21 protein-coding genes are annotated in these 22,362 nt (G+C 50.8%); all 21 read left to right on the plus strand.

Annotated features, from left to right (window positions below; genetic code table 11):
- The first annotated feature begins 3 nt into the window (after nt 1-3).
- The 21 genes from rnpM (at nt 4) to BBD38_RS00520 (ending at nt 22,354) form a co-directional block, all read left to right on the plus strand.
- A complete protein-coding gene (gene rnpM, locus BBD38_RS00420; protein WP_066683339.1) occupies nt 4-276 on the plus strand; it encodes an RNase P modulator RnpM in 273 nt (90 codons plus the stop codon).
- Nucleotides 266-601: a L7Ae/L30e/S12e/Gadd45 family ribosomal protein gene (locus tag BBD38_RS00425; RefSeq protein WP_066683341.1), complete on the plus strand. Its 336-nt coding sequence runs from the start codon at nt 266-268 to the stop codon at nt 599-601. The genes rnpM and BBD38_RS00425 overlap by 11 nt, the downstream gene beginning before the upstream one ends.
- Nucleotides 588-3,059 carry a translation initiation factor IF-2 gene (infB, locus tag BBD38_RS00430; protein WP_172807716.1) on the plus strand — a complete coding sequence of 824 codons (2,472 nt, stop codon included), beginning with the start codon at nt 588-590 and terminating at the stop codon, nt 3,057-3,059. The genes BBD38_RS00425 and infB overlap by 14 nt, the downstream gene beginning before the upstream one ends.
- Nucleotides 3,060-3,071: 12 nt before the next feature.
- Nucleotides 3,072-3,428 (plus strand): 30S ribosome-binding factor RbfA, encoded by a 357-nt coding sequence (gene rbfA / locus BBD38_RS00435; protein WP_066683343.1) that lies wholly within the window; start codon nt 3,072-3,074, stop codon nt 3,426-3,428.
- Entirely contained in the window at nt 3,425-4,375 is a 951-nt protein-coding gene (locus BBD38_RS00440; protein ID WP_066683345.1) for a DHH family phosphoesterase, read from the plus strand. Before rbfA ends, BBD38_RS00440 begins: the two co-directional genes overlap by 4 nt.
- A 32-nt stretch (nt 4,376-4,407) precedes the next feature.
- Nucleotides 4,408-5,271 carry a tRNA pseudouridine(55) synthase TruB gene (truB, locus tag BBD38_RS00445; protein ID WP_172807717.1) on the plus strand — a complete coding sequence of 288 codons (864 nt, stop codon included), beginning with the start codon at nt 4,408-4,410 and terminating at the stop codon, nt 5,269-5,271.
- Nucleotides 5,268-6,188, plus strand: a complete 921-nt coding sequence (locus tag BBD38_RS00450) for a bifunctional riboflavin kinase/FAD synthetase (protein ID WP_066683348.1) — start codon at nt 5,268-5,270, stop codon at nt 6,186-6,188. Before truB ends, BBD38_RS00450 begins: the two co-directional genes overlap by 4 nt.
- A 93-nt stretch (nt 6,189-6,281) precedes the next feature.
- Nucleotides 6,282-6,545, plus strand: coding sequence for a 30S ribosomal protein S15 (gene rpsO / locus BBD38_RS00455; RefSeq protein WP_066683350.1), 264 nt, complete (start codon nt 6,282-6,284; stop codon nt 6,543-6,545).
- A gap of 141 nt (nt 6,546-6,686) precedes the next feature.
- Nucleotides 6,687-8,783: a polyribonucleotide nucleotidyltransferase gene (locus BBD38_RS00460; protein WP_066683352.1), complete on the plus strand. Its 2,097-nt coding sequence runs from the start codon at nt 6,687-6,689 to the stop codon at nt 8,781-8,783.
- A gap of 89 nt (nt 8,784-8,872) precedes the next feature.
- Nucleotides 8,873-10,150, plus strand: a complete 1,278-nt coding sequence (locus tag BBD38_RS00465; protein ID WP_066684172.1) for a M16 family metallopeptidase — start codon at nt 8,873-8,875, stop codon at nt 10,148-10,150.
- 169 nt (nt 10,151-10,319) lie between these two features.
- Nucleotides 10,320-12,746, plus strand: coding sequence for a DNA translocase FtsK (locus BBD38_RS00470; RefSeq protein ID WP_066683353.1), 2,427 nt, complete (start codon nt 10,320-10,322; stop codon nt 12,744-12,746).
- A gap of 4 nt (nt 12,747-12,750) precedes the next feature.
- A complete protein-coding gene (gene rimO / locus BBD38_RS00475; RefSeq protein ID WP_066683354.1) occupies nt 12,751-14,076 on the plus strand; it encodes a 30S ribosomal protein S12 methylthiotransferase RimO in 1,326 nt (441 codons plus the stop codon).
- On the plus strand, nt 14,073-14,615 hold the full coding sequence (gene pgsA, locus BBD38_RS00480) for a CDP-diacylglycerol--glycerol-3-phosphate 3-phosphatidyltransferase (RefSeq protein ID WP_066683356.1): 543 nt from the start codon (nt 14,073-14,075) through the stop codon (nt 14,613-14,615). The genes rimO and pgsA overlap by 4 nt, the downstream gene beginning before the upstream one ends.
- Before the next feature lie 22 nt (nt 14,616-14,637).
- Nucleotides 14,638-15,684: a recombinase RecA gene (gene recA / locus BBD38_RS00485; RefSeq protein ID WP_066683358.1), complete on the plus strand. Its 1,047-nt coding sequence runs from the start codon at nt 14,638-14,640 to the stop codon at nt 15,682-15,684.
- A gap of 667 nt (nt 15,685-16,351) precedes the next feature.
- Entirely contained in the window at nt 16,352-16,897 is a 546-nt protein-coding gene (locus BBD38_RS00490) for a hypothetical protein (protein WP_066683363.1), read from the plus strand.
- A complete protein-coding gene (locus BBD38_RS00495; RefSeq protein WP_066683372.1) occupies nt 16,881-17,666 on the plus strand; it encodes a TlyA family RNA methyltransferase in 786 nt (261 codons plus the stop codon). The genes BBD38_RS00490 and BBD38_RS00495 overlap by 17 nt, the downstream gene beginning before the upstream one ends.
- Nucleotides 17,667-17,730: 64 nt before the next feature.
- The gene (locus tag BBD38_RS00500; RefSeq protein ID WP_066683374.1) at nt 17,731-18,573 is read left to right on the plus strand and encodes an NAD(+)/NADH kinase; all 843 of its coding nucleotides are present in this window, start codon (nt 17,731-17,733) and stop codon (nt 18,571-18,573) included.
- Nucleotides 18,574-18,583: 10 nt separating this feature from the next.
- Nucleotides 18,584-19,036 carry an arginine repressor gene (locus BBD38_RS00505; RefSeq protein WP_066683375.1) on the plus strand — a complete coding sequence of 151 codons (453 nt, stop codon included), beginning with the start codon at nt 18,584-18,586 and terminating at the stop codon, nt 19,034-19,036.
- Nucleotides 19,037-19,051: 15 nt separating this feature from the next.
- The gene (gene recN / locus BBD38_RS00510) at nt 19,052-20,761 is read left to right on the plus strand and encodes a DNA repair protein RecN (RefSeq protein ID WP_066683378.1); all 1,710 of its coding nucleotides are present in this window, start codon (nt 19,052-19,054) and stop codon (nt 20,759-20,761) included.
- 15 nt (nt 20,762-20,776) lie between these two features.
- A complete protein-coding gene (locus BBD38_RS00515) occupies nt 20,777-21,523 on the plus strand; it encodes a sporulation initiation factor Spo0A C-terminal domain-containing protein (protein ID WP_066683381.1) in 747 nt (248 codons plus the stop codon).
- Between the two features lie 15 nt (nt 21,524-21,538).
- Complete coding sequence (locus BBD38_RS00520; protein ID WP_066683383.1) at nt 21,539-22,354, plus strand: purine-nucleoside phosphorylase; 816 nt, start codon at nt 21,539-21,541, stop codon at nt 22,352-22,354.
- Nucleotides 22,355-22,362: the final 8 nt, after the last annotated feature.

The raw sequence follows: 22,362 nt of genomic DNA on the forward strand, positions 1-22,362 counted from the left end.
AATATGACCGCCCTGAATAAGAAGCAGCCCGTGAGGATGTGCATAGCCTGCCGTTCGGGAAAGCCCAAGCAGGAACTGATACGGATCGTACGGACAAAGGAAGGAGTCCTTTCCGTAGATGAAACCGGCAAGGCGCCGGGACGCGGTACTTACGTATGCAAGGACGGGGCGTGTATCGAAAAGGCAAGAAAGATTTTTCCAAAGGTAATGCGCTGCGAGATGGATGATGCCGTCTATGAAACGCTCATGGGGATTGCACACGGCCATGGAAAATGAGAAGTTCCTGAAATTTATCGGACTTGCAGCCCGTGCCGGAAAGCTTGTTTATGGCGCGCAGGGCGTGGACCAGGCAATAAAAAAAAGGAAAGCGAAGCTCGTCATCGTGGACGGCGGCGCTTCTGAAAATACGAAGAAAGAGATAGGGGACGCCTGCGCTTATTACCACGTAAGAATCATCATTCTTGATGAAAGCGGGGCGCTCGGGCAGAGTCTCCATAAACCAAACAATAAAGTCATAGGAATAGTGTGTCCGCAGTTTGCACAAAGCGCATGGGACAAATATAACGCTATTTCCGGGGGTGAAACTATTGAGCAAGATTAGAATTTTAGAAACAAACAAATCGCTTCTCGCAAATGCGCAGAATATTTTTAACCGAATTTTGGAAATGCAGACGGAGGCGGACGGCCAAATCCGTGATATAAAAGCCATTGAATCCAAGATTCTTGACATTGAAAAAATCAAGAATGAGAAAGCGCGTGCTGAAAAGGAAGAGCAGCAGCGCGCCGAGGAGGCGAAGCGGCTTGCCGAGCAGGAGGCAAAGGCCGCCGAAGAGAAACCGGTTCCGGAAAACGCAGCGGCGGAAGCCGTAAAAGAAGAAACGAAGGCGCAGGAAGCGGTGGAAATAAAGCCGCAAGCGACGGCAAAAGAAATTCCGGAAAAGAAACAGGAAGCACCCGCCGCGCGGGAAGCACGTCCGCCGCGCCCGCAGGTCCGCCCGGAAGCGAAAGAAAAAACGGCAGCGCCTCAGCAAAAGCAAGCACCCCAGAAGCCGGGAGTCAAAGAAGCGCCGAAGAAACAAGAACGCAGCGACGCCAAGCCCGCAAAAAAATTCGCAAATACAAATGCGAAGCCGGGCGGCTTCGATCATGGAAAGAAGACGAAAAAGCAGCTTGAAGAAGAGCGCATGAAGCGTCCTAAAATTAAGGAGCGCGTCTTTAATATTGACGACGATGATTTCCCGAAAGGGTCGAGAAAGCGCCATAAAAAGCAGCAGCAACAGCCCAAGACGGTAATCGAGCCCATCAAGATTGAAAAAGCGGTAATCACGGAAGAGACCATTTCCGTAAAACTGTTTTCGGAAAAGATTGGCAAACCTGTTTCTGAAATTCTTAAGAAGCTGTTGCTTCTTGGAATGATGTCTACCATCAATTCGCAGATCGATTTCGATACGGCAACGCTTGTTGCGGGCGAGTTCGGAATTGAGCTCGAACAGAAAATAGAAAAAACGGCGGAGGATATCCTGATTGAGGAAGCGCCGGATACGGAAGAGCAAATGCAGAAGCGCCCGCCGATCGTCACCATAATGGGACACGTCGACCACGGTAAAACATCCCTGCTCGATAAAATCAGACAGTCCAAGGTTACGGAAGGCGAGGCCGGCGGCATCACGCAGCACATCGGCGCTTACCAGGTGGAGCTGAACGGCGAGAAGATCACGTTTATCGATACGCCCGGCCATGAGGCATTTACTGCAATGCGCGCGCGCGGGGCGCAGGTAACGGATATTGCGATTATTGTAGTCGCGGCCGACGACGGGATTATGCCCCAGACCGTGGAAGCGATCAACCATGCGAAATCAGCGAATGTCCCGATTATTGTGGCGGTGAACAAGATTGACCGCCCGAATGCGAACGTTCAAAAAATCATGCAGGAGCTTACAGAGCACGACCTCCTGCCCGAGGAATGGGGCGGCGAGACGATTGTCGTTCCCGTATCCGCAAAAACGGGCGAGGGAAGCGATAAGCTTTTGGAGATGATCCTGCTTGTAGCAGAGGTACAGGAGCTTAAGGCAAACCCCGACCGCCTCGCGAAGGGAACCATTGTTGAGGCACAGCTTGATAAGGGCCGCGGGCCGGTTGCAACCGTCCTGGTGGAAACGGGCACGCTGCGGACGGGCGATACGATCATCGCGGGAACCGCTTATGGCCGTGTACGCGCTATGGTCGACGATCTCGGCCAAACCGTAAACGAAGCGCTTCCGTCCCAGCCGGTGGAGGTGATTGGCTTCTCCGAGGTCCCGGTTGCGGGAGATATCCTGCACGCGGCGCCTGCGGATAAGCTTTCCAAGCAGGTTGCTGAGGAAAGAAAAGACAGGCAGAAAGCGGAAATGCTTAAGAAAATGTCCAAGGTTTCCCTTGACGACCTGTTCAGCCAGATTGCGGAAGGACAGATCAAGGACCTCAATATTGTAATCAAAGCGGATGTGCAGGGCTCTGTGGAAGCGGTCCGGCAGTCGCTCGAGAAGCTTTCCAATGAAGAAGTGCGTGTGCGTGCGATCCACTGCGGGGTAGGCGCGATTACGGAAACGGACGTTATGCTCGCTTCCGCCGCAAACGCGATTATCATCGGGTTCAACGTGCGCCCGGATAATATGGCGCAGGCGGCCGCGGAACGCGAGAAAGTCGATATCAGGTTATATCGCATTATCTATAAAGCGATTGAGGATATTACCGCCGCCATGAAGGGCATGCTTGAGCCTGAATTTGAAGAACTCGTGATCGGCCATGCGGAGGTACGCCAGACCTTCAAGGTTTCGGCTGTGGGTACGATTGCAGGCTGCTATGTGACAGACGGCATGATCCGCCGCAATGCACAGGCGCGTTTGCTGCGTGATAATGTGGTTATTTATGAAGGAGCGCTTAGCTCGCTGAAACGCTTTAAGGACGATGCCAAGGAAGTTGCCCAGGGGTATGAATGCGGGCTTTCCCTCGAACGTTTTGACGACATCAAGGAAGGCGACGTCGTTGAGTGTTTCGAAATGCATGAAATTGCCCGGTAAGGAGTACCAGTTATGGCTACAAACCGCTTAAACAGGATCGACGAAGAGGTGAAACGCGCCCTTTCAGAGATCATCAGGAACGATGTAAAGGATGACCGGCTGTCTGCAATGACAACCGTAACGAAGGTTGAAATAACGCCTGATTTGAAATTCGGGAAAGCATATATCAGTGTATATGGCACGGATAAGGAAAAGCATGCTTCCATCGACGCACTCACGCACGGCGCTTCGTTTATCCGCGCGAAGCTAGCGAGGGCGGTTGATTTAAGGCGCGTGCCGGAGCTTTCTTTTGTATTGGATGATTCAATCGAATACAGCATCAAAATTTCGAAGCTGATTGACGATGTAAACAGTAAGGAATCGAAATGAAGGATGTCGCTGCGTTTTTGGGAAAACATAATAAATTTGCCGTGCTTACCCACCTGAATCCGGATGGGGACGCGCTCGGAAGCGCTTATGCGCTTGCGCAGACCTTAAATAATCTTGGCAAATCGGCCGAGGTTATTTTATTATGCGAGCCGCCGGCAAAATACCGCTTTGGGCGTTTTGAGCATTTATACAGGCTGCTTACAGACGTATCCGCGGCCGCTTATGACGCGGCGGTTGCGGTCGACTGCGCAACGGTAAAGCGCCTTTCGGACGCCCAGGAATTGTTTCGGCAGTTACCCAATTGCAATATAGACCACCATATTTCCAACACCAACTATGCACAGGTCAATTACGTGGCGGATTTTCCGGCAACCGGGGAGATTATCTGGCAGCTTGGGGAAACGCTGGGCGCGCAAGCGGATGAGACGGTGCGGATGGCTGTATACATGGCGATTGCCACGGATACGGGGAATTTTACATATTCCAACACAAAGAAAACAACCCTTGAACTGTTTTCCCGTTTGGTTGCGGAAGGCTTGCCCTTGTCCGAAATGGCGGAGCAGATTTTTAACCGGCGTTCCCTTGGGGCAACAAAGCTGATTGCGCGTTTTATCGATAAAATCCGGCTTTATGAAAACGGGATGCTCGCAATCTCGATTATTACGCTGAATGATATCGAAGAAAGCGGCGCCGATTTATCGGATACGGAAATCCTGATCGATTATGCGCGGGAGATCGAGGGAGTGGAAATTGCCGCGTTTATCCGCGAAATGAGCAGGGATACCTATAAAATCAGCCTTCGGGCGAATGCCTATGCCGATGTCGGAGAGCTGGCGGCCCAATTTGGCGGCGGCGGGCATGTGAAAGCGGCAGGATGTATGATTAAGGGTAATATTTACAATGTGACGGAAACACTGATAAAGGCAGCGAGGAATTATCTGAAGTGAACGGTGTTTTAAATATACTCAAACCTCCGGCGATGACGTCAAGCGATGTGGTTTCCCATGTGCGCAGGATTCTCGCGCAAAAGAAAGTGGGGCATACGGGAACGCTTGATCCGGGCGCTGCCGGTGTGTTGCCTGTTTGTATTGGACGGGCAACTAAAATCGCGGATTATATTATGCGCGGAGATAAGGAGTATATCGCGGAAATTGCCTTCGGGGCAGAGACAGATACGCAGGACAGCTATGGAAATGTGGTCCATACCTGTGAATGCGATATTACAAGGGAAGCTTTGGCTTCCGTGCTGCCGGATTTTACCGGAAGGCTTTGGCAAAAGCCGCCTATGTATTCGGCGGTGAAGCATGAAGGCAGGAAACTCTATCAGCTTGCGCGCAAGGGCATTACAGTGGAGAAGCCGCCGCGCGAGGTATATGTGCATGAGCTTGAACTGCTCGGTGGGGAACGAAACCGTTTTCTTTTGCGGATTCGCTGTTCAAAAGGCACTTATATCCGCACCTTATGTACCGATGTGGGGAAAGCGCTCTCTTGCTATGCACACACTTCTTTCCTTATGAGAACCGAAACCTGCGGGATACGGATAGAAGACGCGTACACGCTGCCCGAAATTGAAATGCTGATGCGGGACGGGGATGCGGAAAAAGCGGTGCAGCCAATGGAGCAGGCGCTTTCTTTTTTGGAAACGCTCCGCTGCGATCCGTATTTGTACCGGTTCCTTACTACGGGAACGCCGGTCGACCTTGCGAAGGCCAGGTTAAAGGTCCAGGCGGACGTGAATTATGTCGTCTATTGCGGCAATGAATTAATTGGGATTGGGAAAAAAGAAGGGGATACGCTCAAAATTGTATCCATGCTGAAAGAATTGGGGGAGCCTCGCAGGTGAAGCTGCTGACACAAAACGATTTACCGCTGCATGAGGGGACGGCCGTTGCAATCGGCCTGTTTGACGGTATACATGCAGGACATACAACGCTGATTCATGATATTGAATGCCAGGCGGGCCTGAAATCCCTTGTGTATACGTTCGATACGAAGCCGAACCATGCGGCTTACAAGAATATTTATACGGCCGGGGAGAAGGTCTCTATTTTTGCTTCCATGAATGTGGATATGCTTTACGAGCAGCCCTTTACCAAGGAATTTTCACAGCTGACGAAAGAGGCGTTCCTCCAGCGCATTGTGAAGGATATGTGCGCAAAGCATATTACCGTCGGCTTTGATTTCCGGTTTGGCAGGAATGCGGAAGGAACCGCAGGTTATTTGCAGGAACAGGCCGGGCGTTTTGGCTATACGGTATATGTTGTGCCTGCAATAAAAAGCGGGGCTGAAAAGGTAAGCAGCACGTTGATCCGCGGATATATCGAACATGGGGAAATGGAACGGACTGCTTCGCTGCTCAGGCGGTTTTATTTCATTGACGGTAAAATTGAAAAAGGAAGGCACCTGGGTTCGTCTATCGGTTTCCCGACGGCAAACATTTCTACCGACAAGCTTTTGCCGAGATACGGGGTCTATGCGACGATTGTCCAGATCGACGGGAAGTGCTATCCGGCTGTGACAAATGTCGGGGTAAAGCCCACTGTTTCAGATGCGGGGGTTCCCAACGTTGAAACCTTTATTTTTAATTTCTCCGGCGATGTTTATAACGAACGGATGCGCGTTAATTTTGTGTCGTTCCTCCGCGGCGAACGTCCCTTCCCAAATGTTGCCGCACTGCAGAAGCAAATTGCGCAGGATGCGCATTTGGCGCAGGAAATGCTGCGGGATTTAGAGGTTTACAAAGAGTATATCCTGTGGTAAACTATATTACATATTGATTATCGGATGCTCCGATGTACGACAACTCCGACGTCACCGTAGCATCACGAGTTCTTAAAAAAATGGAGGTAAGAAATGGACAAAGCAGTAAAGACGGAAATTATTCAAAAGTATGCCCAGAAGGAAGGGGATACCGGTTCGCCGGAAGTGCAGATCGCTCTTCTTACATACCGGATCAATCACTTAAACGAGCATCTGAAACAATTCAAGAAAGACGCGCATTCGCGGCGCGGACTTTTGAAAATGGTTGGTAAAAGGCGCGGCTTGCTCAACTATCTGAAAGAAAAAGATATCGAGCGTTACAGAAGCCTGATCAGCAGCCTGAATTTAAGAAAATAAGCGGTAAGGAGCGGGCTTGTCTCGCTCTTTTTGCATGCTGACTGCCGGAACATCGTCGGGTGGAAGACACCCATGTGGTGTTCCGGTTTTATCAATTTGTTACCAATGAGGGAATATAAAGAAAGAACATAGGAGGAAACTATGCAGGATCACATGTATGAAATGGAACTAGGAGGCCGTACTCTTTCGATCGAGAGCGGCAAATATGCTTTCCAGGCGGGCGGTTCCGTCATCGTAAGATGCGGGGATACGGCCGTTATGGTAAATGCGACGGGCTCAAAAACGGAACGGGAAGGAATTGACTTTTTCCCGCTCAGCGTTGAGTATGAAGAAAAAATGTATGCCGCCGGTAAAATACCGGGTGGCTTTATTAAACGCGAAGGGCGGCCGGCGACCTCGGCAATCCTGGCGGCGCGCCTGATTGACCGCCCGATTCGTCCGCTGTTCCCGAAGGGATATTACAAAGACGTCCAGGTTGTGGCGACGGTGATGTCCGTTGACCTCGACAATCCGCCGGAAGTCCTGGCAATGATCGGTTCTTCCGCTGCGCTTTCCATTTCGGGATTGCCGTTTGCGGGGCCGACAGGTTCCGTTGCAGTCGGTATGGTGGACGGCGAATACATCATCAACCCGAACTGCGAACAGCGTGAGAAGAGCAGGCTTAACCTCACGGTTTCCGGTACAAAGGATGCCGTGATGATGGTGGAAGCCGGTGCAAAGGAAGTAACGGAAGCGGAAATGCTCGACGCGATTCTTTTCGCCCATGAGGAAATCAAACGCATTTGTGCGTTTATCCAGAACATTAAAGACGAGATCGGCAAGCCCGAGCAGGAAGTGGAGATTCATAAGCCTTCGGCGGAAATCGAAGCGGCTGTTCGCGAATTTGCAGCTGAAAAGGTTGTGTGGAGCCTCGACACCTTTGAGCGTGACGAACGCGAAGCGCGCCAGGACCAGGTGAAGCAGGAAACAGTCGAGCATTTTGCGGAACAGTTTCCGGACAGCGCGGGTGACATCGGCGATGTGCTCTACGCCATGACCAAGGAAGTGCTGCGCGGAAAAATCATGAACGACGGTATCCGTCCGGATGGGCGCGGCTGCGAGGATATCCGCCCGATCTGGTGTGAGACAGGGCTCTTCAAACGCACGCACGGCAGTGCGGTATTCACCCGCGGACTGACGCAGGCAATGAATATCGTGACGCTGGGCGGCCTGCGTGAAGGACAGAACCTTGACGGAATTACCGATGAAGATTTCAAGCGCTATATGCATCACTATAACATGCCTCCGTTCTCTACGGGCGAGGCCAAGATGATGCGCAGTGCGTCCCGCCGCGAAATCGGGCACGGCGCGCTCGCGGAACGCGCGATTGAACCGATGCTTCCTTCCGAGGAAGAGTTCCCGTATGCAATCCGTGCGGTTTCCGAAGTAATCAGCTCGAACGGCTCAACCTCGCAGGCAAGCGTATGTGCAAGCTCGCTTGCGCTTATGGATGCAGGCGTACCGATGAAAAAGCCGGTTGCCGGTTGCGCAATGGGCCTGATTAAAGACCCTGAGACAGGAAAAGTAGTCGTACTGACGGACATTCAGGGCCTGGAAGACTTCATGGGCGATATGGACTTCAAGGTCGCGGGTACGAAAGACGGAATTACGGCGATCCAGATGGATATTAAGATCAAGGGAATTGACAAGGAAATCCTCGAACGCGCGCTTGCGCAGGCCCTGCGCGGAAGACTTTTTATCCTCGACAAGATGAACGAGGTTATTTCGGTTCCGCGCGAGCATCTTTCGCCTTATGCGCCGAAGATTGTCCAGTTTACGATTGATCCGGATAAAATTCGTGAAGTGATCGGTTCGGGCGGCAAGGTAATCAACAAGATTATTGACGACACCGGCGTGAAGATTGACATTGAAGACGATGGACGCGTCGCGATCCTGACCCCCGACGACGAGGCGGCGGCACAGGCGCGCAAGATTATTGAAACAATCGTAAAAGACGTGAAAGTCGGCGAAGTGTTCAACGGAAAAGTAACGCGTATCATGAACTTTGGCGCGTTTGTGGAGCTTGCCCCGGGTAAGGAGGGGATGTGCCGCATCTCCAACCTTTCCAACGAATATGTGAAAAAGGTCGAGGATGTGTGCAACATCGGCGATACGTTGCTCGTCAAGGTTATCGAGATCGATAAGCAGGGCAGGATCAACCTGACACATAAAGGCGTTAAACCGGAAGAATTAAACTAAAACGAATATAAAAAAGCCGACTGATGGGGAACGGCGGTGGCTGTATGTTTCCTGTGTCGGCTTTTTTCCATCATGAAAGGATTTTTGCTATGGATGGAACATTTATCAATGAAAAACTGGAATGCGGAGCGCGGCTGATTGCTGAAAAGCTTCCGAATTTCCATTCCGTAACTGCGGGCATCTGGGTAGGTGCAGGCTCTGTAACGGAAACTCCTGAAGAAAACGGAATTTCCCATTTGATTGAGCATATGCTGTTTAAGGGAACGGAAAAGCGTACCGCCAAACAGATTGCCGTGGATGTCGATAATATCGGCGGACAGATCAATGCGTTCACCTCCAAGGAATGCACGTGCTATTATATCAAGGTAATCGACGAAAAACTGGCGGACGGCCTCGAAATATTGACCGACCTTTTTTGCAGGGCGACCCTGCAGACGGAAGAACTCGATAAGGAACGTAATGTTGTGCTGGAAGAAATTGCCATGAGCAACGATAACCCGGAAGACCTTGCGATGGACCTTATATCGAGCACTTATTTCAACGGCTCATCCCTTGAAAAAACAATTCTTGGCCCGGCGGATAATATCCGGCGGTTCGGGCGCGGGGACCTTGTGGATTACATGAAGCGCTATTATACGGCGTCTAACATTGTTGTAGCCGTGGCGGGGAATTTCGACGAGCAGGAACTTCGGGATTGCCTGAATCGGCTGCTGCAGAACATCAATCAAAATCCGCTGCGCAAGCCCGCCTTTGCGGACTGCACCGGTTTTGTGCCCCAAAAGGACGGGTTCCAGGTAACCGGGCGGGACATTGAGCAGGTCCACCTGTGTATGGGAATGCCCGGAATACGGCTCGACGATAAGCGCAAATATGCCCTTAATATTGTGAATAATGTAATTGGAGGCTCGATGAGCTCCCGCCTTTTCCAGAAAATACGGGAGGAAATGGGAATGGCGTATTCTGTCTTTACCTATCCTGCGCTTTATGCAAGCTCGGGCATGTACGGGGTATACGCGGGAACGATGGCGGATAATACGCTTAAGGTTGCGGAAATGATACTGAAAGAGCTTAAGGCTGTCAAGGAAAAAGGTATTACGGAAGAAGAATTCATACAGAGCCGGGAGCAGTCTAAGGGAAACCTGATCCTGTCCCTTGAAAGCACGTCTTCCAAGATGAGCGCGATTGGAAAATCGATGATTCTCACGGGAAATGTTTATTCGGATGAAGAAGTGCTTCGCTTTATGAAAGACGTGCGCTATCAGGACCTGCAGGAAGTGATTGACGCCTGCCTTGATTTTGAAAAACTGACGGTAACGTGCGTGGGCCGTGTTCCGGATGAGGAAACGCTGCGCAAAGTCGTTTTCTGATCGAGCATGGCTTGAACCGAAGAACAGGTATGGAAGACATTTTCCATATCTGTTCTTTCCGTATTGGCGGTTAAACGCACTCAAACTTTCCACGGGCAAGACAATTGAAATGCGGCTCGTTTGATGCTATAATAAATAAGATTGTTATCTGTGTTTTGAAGGGGTTTTCATGGCAGCTCGCAAGAAACGGAAAAGAAAGAATACCAACAAGAAAAACGAGATCGCCGGCATTATCATTATAGGACTGGCTGTTTTTGTTGCAATCACAATTTATATGAATATTGACAGCGTCTTCGGCAACTTTATTGCGAGCGCCAATTTTGGTATATGCGGGGCAATCGGCTATGTGGTGCCTATTATCCTCGGCATTATCGGCGTTTTGTTCATTGCGGCCCGGAAAAAGGCGCCGAATGCCGGAAAACTTATTTTGCTGGCGTTGGCCGTATTCTTTGTTTTTTCCCTCGCACATTTGATTTTCATCGGCGATATTTATACGGAAGGCGGCAGTTACGGCGGCTTTGTAACGACCTCCTATGATTTTGGCGCGGCCAATCATGCGGGCGGCGGCGTGCTGGGATCGCTGCTTACCTACTGGTCCTACCGTTTCCTTGGAATGGTGGGGAGTTGCATTGTATTTATTACGGGAATCGCGGTATGCATCATCGCGCTCACCAATCTTTCTGTCAAGAAGGTAAGCAAAGAGATCGGCACCGCGGTCAAAACTACGTATGACGAATACCGTACGCGTGCGGAGCAGCGGCGCGAAAAAAAGCGCCTGTATATTGAAAGCCTCGATCTTGAACGGGAAGAGGAGTTGCGTGCCCGGCAGGAAGAAGCGGCCCATATCCGCCAGGAGGAAGAAAACGAATTTAATATGCACGTAGAGGAGCCGGAGCCTACGGATGAAATCTATTCGGCGGAAGAAATCCCGGAAGAATTTACGGATTATGATCCGGAGGAATACCGCAAGGTGTTTTCCGATACGGATATTGAGTTTGACGACGAAATACAGCCGGAACCAAGGGGCAGGCGGAAAATCGGCGTTTCCCAGGTAACGTCCGAGCAACCGAAGGTGCCCGCGCAGACAGAGGTGCCGCAGCAAACAGCGGAATTTGCTCCCGTCAGTGGGGTGCAGGGAAGCATTGCTCCCGCCAAAAAATATATCAAGCCGCCGCTTAACCTCCTTACGATGCCTGCAAAAAGCGCAAGGACCTCTTCGGCGGATTTGAAGAAAAATGTGGAAATACTGGAAAATACGCTCGCAAGCTTCAATGTGAGCGCAAAGGTAACGGGCGTCAGCCGGGGCCCGGTTGTCACGCGTTATGAGGTGCAGCCGGCGCCCGGTGTGAAGGTCAGCAAAATTGTCAACCTTGCCGACGATATCGCAATGAATCTGGCGGCGCGCGACGTGCGTATTGAGGCGCCTGTCCCTGGAAAACCGGTGGTGGGAATTGAAATACCGAATCTGGAAACGAGCTCCGTCGGCCTGCGCGAGCTTGTGGGAAGTGAAGAATTCAAGGAAATCAAGAGCCCGATTGCGTTTGCGCTCGGGAAGGATATTGCCGGGGCAAATGTTTATGCGGATATTGCCAAAATGCCGCATATGCTGATTGCAGGCGCGACAGGCTCGGGCAAGAGCGTATGTATCAATTCGCTGATCGTGAGCATTTTGTACCATGCTTCTCCGGAAGAGGTCAAAATGATTATGATTGACCCGAAGGTTGTGGAACTGAATGTATTTAACGATATTCCGCATTTGCTGATCCCGGTGGTTACGGACCCGAAGAAAGCGGCGTCTGCAATCAATTGGGCGGTTAACGAAATGACGATGCGTTACCGTATGTTTGCGGCTAAGGGCGCCAAGGACCTTAAAAAGTATAACGAATTGATGCAGGCGGAGGAAGAAGGGGAGACGCTGCCACATATCCTCGTTATTATTGACGAGCTTGCGGACCTGATGATGGTTGCCCCTGGGGAAGTGGAAGACGCAATCTGCCGGATTGCCCAACTCGGGCGTGCAAGCGGCATACATCTTGTGATTGCAACGCAGCGCCCTTCTGTGGACGTCATCACCGGCATAATCAAGGCCAATATTCCATCCAGGGTTGCGTTTGCCGTATCTTCCCAGGTAGACTCCCGGACGATCCTCGATATGGCGGGCGCGGAAAAACTGCTTGGGCAGGGCGATATGCTGTTTTATCCGTCAGGAGCGCCTAAGCCGGTGCGCCTCCAGGGCTGTTTTATTTCAGACCGGGAAGTGGAGGCTGTTGCAAAGTTCCTGAAGGAACGGCTTGCCGCCGACTATGACTCCAAGGTAATCGACGGAATTTCCAAAGACAGCGCGAGCCCCATTGCCGGACAGGCAGAGACGGACGAGCTTTTTGTCCGTGCGCTGGAAACGATTGTAGAATACGATCAGGCGTCTACCTCCATGCTGCAGCGCCGTCTTCGTATCGGGTATGCCCGCGCCGCCCGGCTGATCGACCAGCTTGAAGAGCATGGCTATATTTCACCGATGGATGGAAGCAAGGGACGGCAGGTGCTCGTTACCAAAGAGGAACTCCAAAAGATCATGAACCCACAGGAAGAGGAATGATAAAATGACTGTGAAGATTGGCGTTATCTCGCTCGGATGCGTGAAGAACAGGATTGACACGGAAGAAATGCTCGCCCAGCTGCAAGGCGAATATGAGTTTGTGCAGGATATGCAGGATGCGGATATCATGCTTATCAATACCTGCGCTTTCATTAACGATGCCAAGGAAGAATCCATTAACACAATCCTTGAAGCCGAGCAGCAGAAAAAATTTGGCAAGCTTAAGGGGATTGTTGTTACGGGCTGCCTGCCCGAACGCCTTCATGAGGAGTTAAAGCAAGTGGTTCCGCGCGTGGATGCGTTTCTTGGAACGGCGGCATATAAAGAAATACGCCAGGCGGTCGATGCGGTTGTGGAAGGAAGCGGGTTTGACAGTTATCCCGACCGTACAATCGATGAAAATTTTTCGCAGCGCGTACTGACCACCGTTCCCCCGACGGCCTATGTGAAAATTGCGGAGGGGTGCGACAACTGCTGCAGCTATTGCGTTATTCCGTCCATCCGGGGAAAATATCAGAGCAGGAAACCGGAGCATATCCTCGAAGAAATCGCCTCGCTTGCGCGGGACGGCTACAGCGAAATTATTTTGATTGCACAGGATACCACCGCATATGGAAAAGACCTGGACGAAGGAATTAACCTTGCGGGGCTGATGGATCGGGCCGCCGGGATTCCGGGAGTGAAATGGCTGCGCGTGCTTTACAGTTATCCAAATGGAATCACGGATGAACTGCTCAGCGTAATGTGTAAGCATGACAATATCGTAAAATACCTTGATATCCCGATCCAGCATACGGACGATGAAATCCTGAAAAGGATGCATCGCCGCAATACGTGGAAAATGACGGATGAAATTTTGCAGAAGATACGCGCTGCTTCGGAAGATTTTATCATACGTTCTACAGTGATCGTAGGGTTTCCGGGCGAAAAGCGGGAAAATGTAATCCACCTGTACCAGGACCTGAAGAAATACCAGTTTGACCGTCTGGGCGTGTTCACTTATTCGCAGGAGGAAGGAACGCCTGCGGCGGAAATGGACGGGCAGATCGATGAGGAGGAGAAGGAATTCCGGCGTGATTCCGTGCTGAATACGCAATCCTCGATTTCACTCGACAGGAACCAGGCGCGTGTGGATAAAACCTATGAGGTTTTGATCGAAGGATACGACGAGCATTCCGGGCTCTATTACGGAAGGTCTTATGCGGAAGCGCCGGATGTGGACGGGAAGATTTTTGTGAAAACGCAGGAGACGCTGGAAGCGGGAAAATATTATCCCGTAAAAATAAAGATGGCTTACAGCTATGATTGCATGGGAGAACTGCTAAAATGAAGTGGAACGCACCGAACATACTGACAATCATTCGAATCATATTAATTCCATTTTTTGTGCTGTTTTATTTCACAGGTTTACCTCATTGGAATATCTGGGCTGCTATAATATTTATAGTGGCGGCGGTTACCGACTGGCTCGACGGATATCTTGCCCGGAAAAATAACCAGGTTTCCAATTTTGGAAAGCTATGGGACCCGATAGCCGATAAGCTTTTGGTGCTCGCGGCGCTGTTGCTCCTTATGGATTGGGGCAAGGTTGGTTTTATTGCGGTGCTGATCCTCGAGGCAAGGGAACTCCTCATAGGCGGAATGCGTTCCGTGGCGGCGTCAAAGGGCGTTGTGATTGCGGCGGATAAGTCCGGAAAGCTTAAAACGGTGGTACAGTTCATTGCAATTATATTATTGATGCTTAACGATTGGCCGTTTATGTTTGTACCTGTTTCGATCGGCACGATCCTGATTTGGGTAAGCGTGGCTTTGTCGGTCTACTCGTGTATCGAGTATTTTGTGAAGAACCGCAGTGTATTTGCAGATTGATTGATATTGGAAAGGAAAAAATATGGATAATAAGGGAAAAGCTTTAGACGCGGCCCTCGCGCAAATCGAAAAACAGTTTGGGAAGGGCGCGGTCATGAAATTGGGCGACGCGGCAAAAAATATGAATATTGAAGCAATTCCAACGGGGTGTCTGGAACTGGATGTCGCCCTTGGAATCGGCGGCGTGCCGCGCGGAAGGATCATCGAGGTGTACGGTCCCGAGTCCTCCGGTAAAACAACCGTAGCGTTGCACATGATTGCAGAAGCGCAGAAGATGGGCGGCGCGGCGGCTTTTATTGATGCAGAGCACGCGCTTGACCCGGTTTATGCAAAAAATCTTGGGGTTGATATTGACAATCTTTACGTTTCGCAGCCCAGCACGGGCGAGGAAGCGCTTGAGATTGCAGATATGCTGACCCGCAGCGGCGCGATCGATATTGTGGTCATAGACTCGGTCGCGGCACTGGTGCCTAAATCGGAGATTGAAGGACTGATGGGTGATTCGTCGGTAGGCGTGCAGGCACGGCTTATGTCGCAGGCCCTGCGTAAGCTTGCCGGGGCGATCAATAAAACCAACACGGTTGTTGTTTTCATCAACCAGCTGCGCGAGAAAATCGGCGTGATGTTTGGAAGCCCGGAGACGACGACGGGCGGCAAGGCGCTTAAGTTCTACGCTTCCGTGCGCCTTGACGTGCGCCGCATTGAAACCATTAAGGTCGGGGACCAGATGATCGGAAACCGGACGCGTATTAAGGTTGTAAAAAACAAAGTGGCGCCGCCTTTCAAAACGGCGGAATTTGAGATTTATTATGGAGAAGGAATCAGCGAGCCGGCCAGCGTTTTGAACCTCGGGACGCAGCTTGGTCTGATTGTCAAATCCGGGGCGTGGTTCTCGTACCAGGGCGAGCATATCGGCCAGGGGAGGGACAATGCGCGCCAGTATCTCATGGCAAACCCGGAGGTCATGGAAGAGGTTAAGCAGCAGGTGCTGAAAACCTATGGCCTCGGTAAATATAAGGATGAGGTTGCGGCGGAAGAGCCCGCAGCCGAGGGGAAAGAAAAGGAATAATTATGTTTACCGCAGACGCGGGAAACGTATGATAAGTTTTGGTGGTGCAGTATTCTAGTCGGTACTGCCGATTCCGAAGACGGGCCTAAAAATCCGTTATAGGGCACATCGATGAAGTTTCTGGTGTTGGCTGCTGACGCCCCGTCGGGAGCTGATGCTGGGAGTTAAGAAAGAAGGGCGATCCATAAGGGCATATGGGCGTTGACCCAGCTTTCGCGGAGACCTGTTGCGGTGGTGGCGTGCCATTACTGGACAGGGAAAAACCTGCTATGCGGTATTAAGCTGTGTACAGAGTAGCCTGCCTTGAGTTGGCATGGTGGAAATGCGGGATAATTTGCGAGTCATCTGCAGCGTACGGGCGGTGGCGAGCACGACTGTAAAAAACCATGCTGGCAAAAGAGACTAGGAATTGGATTTGTGCTGTTGAGGAAAGCTCCTAGACTGTATTTCAGGCAATAAGGGGATTATAGTGTGGTTTGAACAGGCAATCCGGTCGTGCGTGTGGTAACACCGCACCGGAGGCTTTCAAGGGAAACCGCTCCTTTCGGCGACGGGGAGTAGCCTTCGGGGAAATCCTACCGGACCATATACTGCAAGGTCTACTCTTATTGTCACCACCAATTTTTTTAATATCGGCCGAAAATATTCGGCTGATGGTGAGGATTCGATGAAAGTAATCAAGCACTGGACGATTAAGATATTTTTTATTACGCTCTTTATTTCCGCAGGCGTTTCGGTGGCTGCGGAATATTTTATTTCCAATCTCTCGCTTTGGGCGTCCGTGGGAATTCTGGCAGCCCTGATTACGATTGGCGTGCTGTTCGATATTGTTGGCGTTGCGTTCGCCAGCTGCGACCAGGCCCCGTTTATTGCGATGTCCGCTAAAAAGAATACGAAAGCGCATTATGCGCTTAAAATGCTCAAGAATGCAGATGTGGTTTCCAATTTCTGCAATGATGTAATTGGCGACATTTGCGGGATTGTAAGCGGCGCTGCAGGAGCGGCAATCACATTAAAGGCCCTGGTGTTTGATTTTCCTTTTCCGGACCTTGTCGTGTCGATTGCAATTTCGGCATTGATTGCGGCGGCAACGGTTGCGGGAAAAGCATGGGGGAAAACAATAGCGCTCAAAAAAAACAAGGATATTGTCCTTTCCATTGGCACGGTAGTAAACTTTTTCAGCGGAGGCAGGAAGAATGAAAAAGAGAATTGACGTACTGATTGCCGAAAAAGGCCTTGCGCAGAGCCGGGAAAAGGCCAAGACGCTGATTATCGCCGGACAGGTAAAAGCGAATGGAAAGGCAGTCAAAAGCCCGTCCGAACAATTTGAAGAGGATGCTGCGGTTGAAGTGGAAGGACATGCCTGCCCGTACGTCAGCAGGGGTGGTTTGAAGCTCGAAAAAGCGATCAAGGAATTTAATCTAAATCTGGAAAACAGGATTTGTATGGATATCGGCGCGTCAACCGGGGGCTTTACGGATTGTATGCTGCAAAACGGCGCGCAGTTTGTATATGCGGTCGACGTCGGCTATGGCCAGTTTGACTGGCGCCTGAGAAATGATGGGCGCGTAAAGCTTATGGAGCGTACGAATGCACGGTATCTGGAAATGCAGGACCGCCCGGTTGATTTTGTAAGCGTAGACGTATCCTTTATTTCCTTGAAGCTGATTTTTCCCGCGGTTGCGCGTGTTATTGGAAAAAATGCCCGGATCGTCACCCTGATTAAACCGCAATTTGAAGCAGGCCGGGAGCACGTCGGGAAAAAAGGGGTTGTAAGGGATGCAATGGTCCACCGGGAAGTAATCCTCCGGACGATAGAAAATGCGCTTTCCAGCGGATTCTTCCTGGATGGGCTTACCTATTCGCCCGTGAAGGGACCCAACGGGAATATCGAATATCTGGCTCTTTTTTCAACAGAGCCTATTGAATACTCTCCAAGCGTTGAACAGGTTGTGGCCGATGCGCACAGTGAACTAAATTAGCTTGTATATCTATGCATTTTTATGTATAATGAAACAGTAAAAGCGATCGGAGCGGAGGCTGCATATGCTGAAAATCGGTATTTATACAAATAAAGATAAGGACCCCGGCCTTGAAGCGACGGGCAGGGTAATCGGCGCGCTTGAGACGGCGGGATGCAGTATCTGTTACGATTCGGAAACGGCCGGATTGATGGGGCTTTCCGAATATACGGACGCCGGTGAAGCGGATGCGCTTTTTATTTTGGGGGGCGACGGTACGATCCTGCGTGCAGCCCGTAAATATGTTTCATTCGGTTTGCCGATGATCGGAATCAATATTGGCCATCTCGGATTCATGAGCGAAATTAACCTTCCCGATGTGGAACGGATGATTGACCATATTAAACGCAAAGATTATGTAATTGACGAGCGTATGCTGCTTGAAGCGAAAATCAATGGGAAAGGCCGCCCGTTTATTGCGCTCAACGATTTTATTATCACGAAAATCAACCGTACGCGCATGGTGCAGCTTGACCTTTATGTAAATGGAACATTGGCGGAGCTTTATAACGGAGACGGGCTTATTGTAGCGACCCCCACCGGGTCAACGGCATATTCGCTTTCGGCGGGCGGCCCGATTATTGCGCCCAATGTAAGCTGCATACTGGTTACGCCGATGTGCCCGCATTCGCTGTATGCGCGCAGCATCGTGACCAAGTACAGCGACACGATCACGGTGCGCCCGCATGAAGGAGAGAAAAATGTAACCTTTTCGGCCGACGGGCAGGAGCTGCAGTATTTAAGCGACGAAGACGAAGTTATTATCCGTCGTTCGCAAATGAAAGCAAAATTTTTACGGTTCACAAACGATATGTTTTTCCCGCAGTTGAAAGATAAACTCGCCCAGTGGAGCGGCCCGAAGAAATAGGAGTTTTGCCATGAAATCCAAAAGACAAAATAAAATCTTAGAAATTATCGAGAACAACGAGGTAGAAACGCAGGAGGAACTTGTGGCCCTTTTGAATGAAGCCGGCTATAAGGTGACCCAGGCAACCATTTCGAGGGATATTAAAGAGCTCCATCTCATTAAGGTGCAGGCTTCATCGGGAGCGTATAAATATGCAGATAATAAGAAAAATAAAGGAAACGACATGGATATCCTGATGCGTATCTTCCGGGATACCGTCATTTCAATTGAGAGTGCGGTCAACCTTGTCGTCATCAAAACGCTTTCCGGGAGCGCAAACGCGGCGGCGGAGGTTGTGGACAGCATGCATTACAACGGTGTGCTTGGAACGCTTGCGGGAGACAATACGATTTTTATTGCAGCGACCTCCGAGCAGGCGGCGGAAGAGATTGTGGAACGGTTTTCAAAGATGCTGAACAGATAAAGAAAGTGACGCGCAATGATACAAAGCCTGACGGTGAAAAACATCGCCCTGATAGACGAATTGAATATTGAATTTGAGGCGGGGCTCAACGTCCTTTCCGGCGAAACAGGCGCGGGGAAATCGATTGTGGTTGATTCCATGAATCTTCTTTTAGGCGAGAGGGCCGACCGGGAGCTTATACGAAGCGGGCAGGAGAAAGCGCATGTTGAAGCGAGTTTCCGTATCGATTCCGCGGTTTTCGGGGATTTTTTTGCCAAAAACGAGCTTGACGCGGAGGACGAGATGATCGTATCGCGGGACCTTTCCATTTCCGGGAAAAACGTATGCCGGATTAATGGAACGGTCGTAAGCCTTACTATCCTGAAAACACTGATGGACCGAATTGTGGACCTTCACGGCCAGCACGAACACCAATCCCTGCTTTATGCAAAAAACCACCTTTCCTTCCTTGATAATTATTGCGGCGCGGAAGCGGAAAAGGCGAAGGAGCGTATCGCGCAATTATATTCACAGCTAAAGAAGGCTCAGGAGCAGCTTGATGAAACCGGCGGTGATGAAAAAGAGCGAATGCGGTCGATAGACCTCCTATCCTTTCAAATACAGGAAATTACGGAAGCACAGATTTTCGCGGGCGAGGAAGACATCCTGCGGGAAGAGCGTGAAAAGCTCAACAATGCGCAGGCAATTGCTCAGAATCTCTCCGCGGGATATGCGGAGCTTTACCTTGGCGGCGAGGAAGGCGGAAGCGCTCTTTCACTTGTCCAGGATACGGTTCGTTTGTTGTCGCAAATTTCCATGTACGACGAAGCATATGAAAAAACAGGGGAGCGGCTTCAGGAAAGCGCCTTTGTCTTGGAGGAGTGCGCACACGATTTGCGCAGCTTTTTGGAAGCGGTGGTGTTTGACGAACACAGGCAGGCTGAAATCGAAGAGCGGATTGACCTGATTGCCGGTTTGAAACGGAAGTATGGAAACTCGGAGGACGAGATTCTGGCTTTTTGCGCGGAGGCGCAGCAAAAGCTTGAGAAGCTGCAAAACGCAGACGCGGACGCTGCGCGTCTGGCTGGTGAAATCGAAACGATCAAAGGGCGGTTATATAAGGAATACCAGGCCCTGTCGGGGTTGCGTAAAAAAGCGGCGGAAAAGCTTTCCGGCGCGGTGCTGAAGGAGCTTTCCGATCTTGGAATGCCGGGAGCGAAGTTTGAAGCGCATTTTGCGCCTTTGCCCGAACCGGAAAAGGCCATTTGGCGTAAGGATGGAATTGATGAAATGGAGTTCTATCTTTCGACCAATGAAGGGGAACCGGTGAAGCCTCTTTCCAAAACCGCCTCCGGCGGGGAAATATCAAGGGTAATGCTGGCGTTTAAAAACATATCGGCGGGACTGGAGGATATTTCCACCCTTATTTTTGATGAGATCGATACCGGAATCAGCGGGCGCATGGCCCTTGTCGTTTCCGAGAAAATGGCTTCCATTTCGCGGTCTCGGCAGGTAATCTGCGTAACCCATTTGCCGCAAATAGCAGCAATGGCGGATGCGAATTTCCTGATTCGCAAATATTCCGCGGAGGGAACGACGCATACGGCGGTCACCCGGCTTGAAGGAGCCGATGTGACGGATGAAATTGCACGCCTTGCAGGAGGAATTGAAACCGAAAACTCCCGAATCTATGCAGGAGAGCTGCGCCAAAATGCGGAGAAGATTAAAGAAGCATTCGGCAGGTAAAAGCGGAGGTTTGCATTGGCAAGGTTCGAACGCGTATTAATCGCTGAACAGAGCGGTGATTACGCAGGAAAAATTAAGGGGATGCTCCGGGAGGAAGCGGCATCTTTTTTATGCACGACGGATGGCGGGGAAGCGCTGGAACTGTATGACAGGTATCACCCTGATTTGGTTCTTGCCGAGGCGATCCTGCCCGGCCAGGATGGGTTTGCGCTGATGGAACACATGCTCCCGGATAAAGATGTGGTCAAGATTATCCTGACCGCAATGAATCAGGAGCTTATCATCAAAAAAGCATTCGAACTGGAAGCCGCATATGTTATCGTAAAGCCGTACGTAAAAAAATATTTCGTACAGCGAGTCCTCGAGGCGGCAAATGCCCAGAAAAAGCGGAGGGACATCCGCACGGAAAGCGACCAGCTGCTTGCGGGAAAAATATCCATTGCGCTGAAGCGGCTGGGAATCCCGGCGAATATCAAAGGGTATAAACTGCTGCGCGAGGCGTTGCTGGCCGTTTGTATGGAACCGGGAAAAATGCGTCCGCTCAAACAGAATATTTATATGCCGCTGGCGGAAAGATACGGCTCAACAATCAAATGTGTGGAGCGGAATATCAGGCATGCGATAGAAACGGCCGCCATACGGTGCGATACGGAAGCATTTTACGAATACTTCGGCTATACGATCAGCCCGGAAAAGGGGAAACCCACGAACAGTGAATTTATTGCAACGCTTGCGGAAAAAATACTTTCACGGCATGGGTAAGAAAGGAAAAATGATATGAAAGAACGATTGACCATTGCAAAAAATTATATTGAATCCAAGACAGATTTCCGGCCGGAGGTCGTAATTGTGCTTGGTTCCGGGCTTGGCGATTATGGAAATACGGTGGAAGACGTTGTGATCGAATTTCCCTATGCGGAAATCCCCGGGTTTCCGGTTTCTACGGCGCCCGGGCATGCCGGGAAACTGACCTTCGGCTGCAAAAAGGGAAAAAGGATTGCCTTGCTTTCCGGCAGGTTTCATTGTTATGAAGGATATAAGGCGGCGGAGACGGTCGTGCCGCTGCGCACCCTGTTGATGCTCGGGGCGAAATATGTCGTTCTCACGAATGCGGCGGGGGGGATCAATACGGATTTTTCGGCCGGAGACCTCATGGTAATTACGGACCACATCAACTTTTCTGCAAACAATGCGCTTACCGGTCCGAATATAGACGAGCTTGGCCCGCGCTTTCCCGATATGTCTTTCGCGTATTCAAGGCGGCTCAATACGATAATCGATGAAGTGGCGGCGCAGGAAGGAATTGCTTTGCAACACGGCGTTTACGGATATATGGTGGGGCCTTCCTACGAGACTCCTGCAGAAATCCGTGCTTTGCGCGTACTGGGAGCGGACGCAGTGGGAATGTCCACAGTGCACGAGGTTGTCGCCGCATCGCATGCGGGAGCGGAGACGGTTGCCGTTTCCTGTATCAGTAATTTAGCGGCGGGCGTTGCCAAGCATGCGCTTACCATGGAAGAGGTCCTTGAAGCCGGAAAGATGGTTGCGTCCAAAATGTGCGCGCTTGTCGACGGTTTCCTGCAAAAATTGTGATAGCCTAA

Origin of the sequence: Christensenella intestinihominis (genome assembly GCF_001678845.1) — a bacterium.
Taxonomy (GTDB): domain Bacteria; phylum Bacillota; class Clostridia; order Christensenellales; family Christensenellaceae; genus Christensenella; species Christensenella intestinihominis.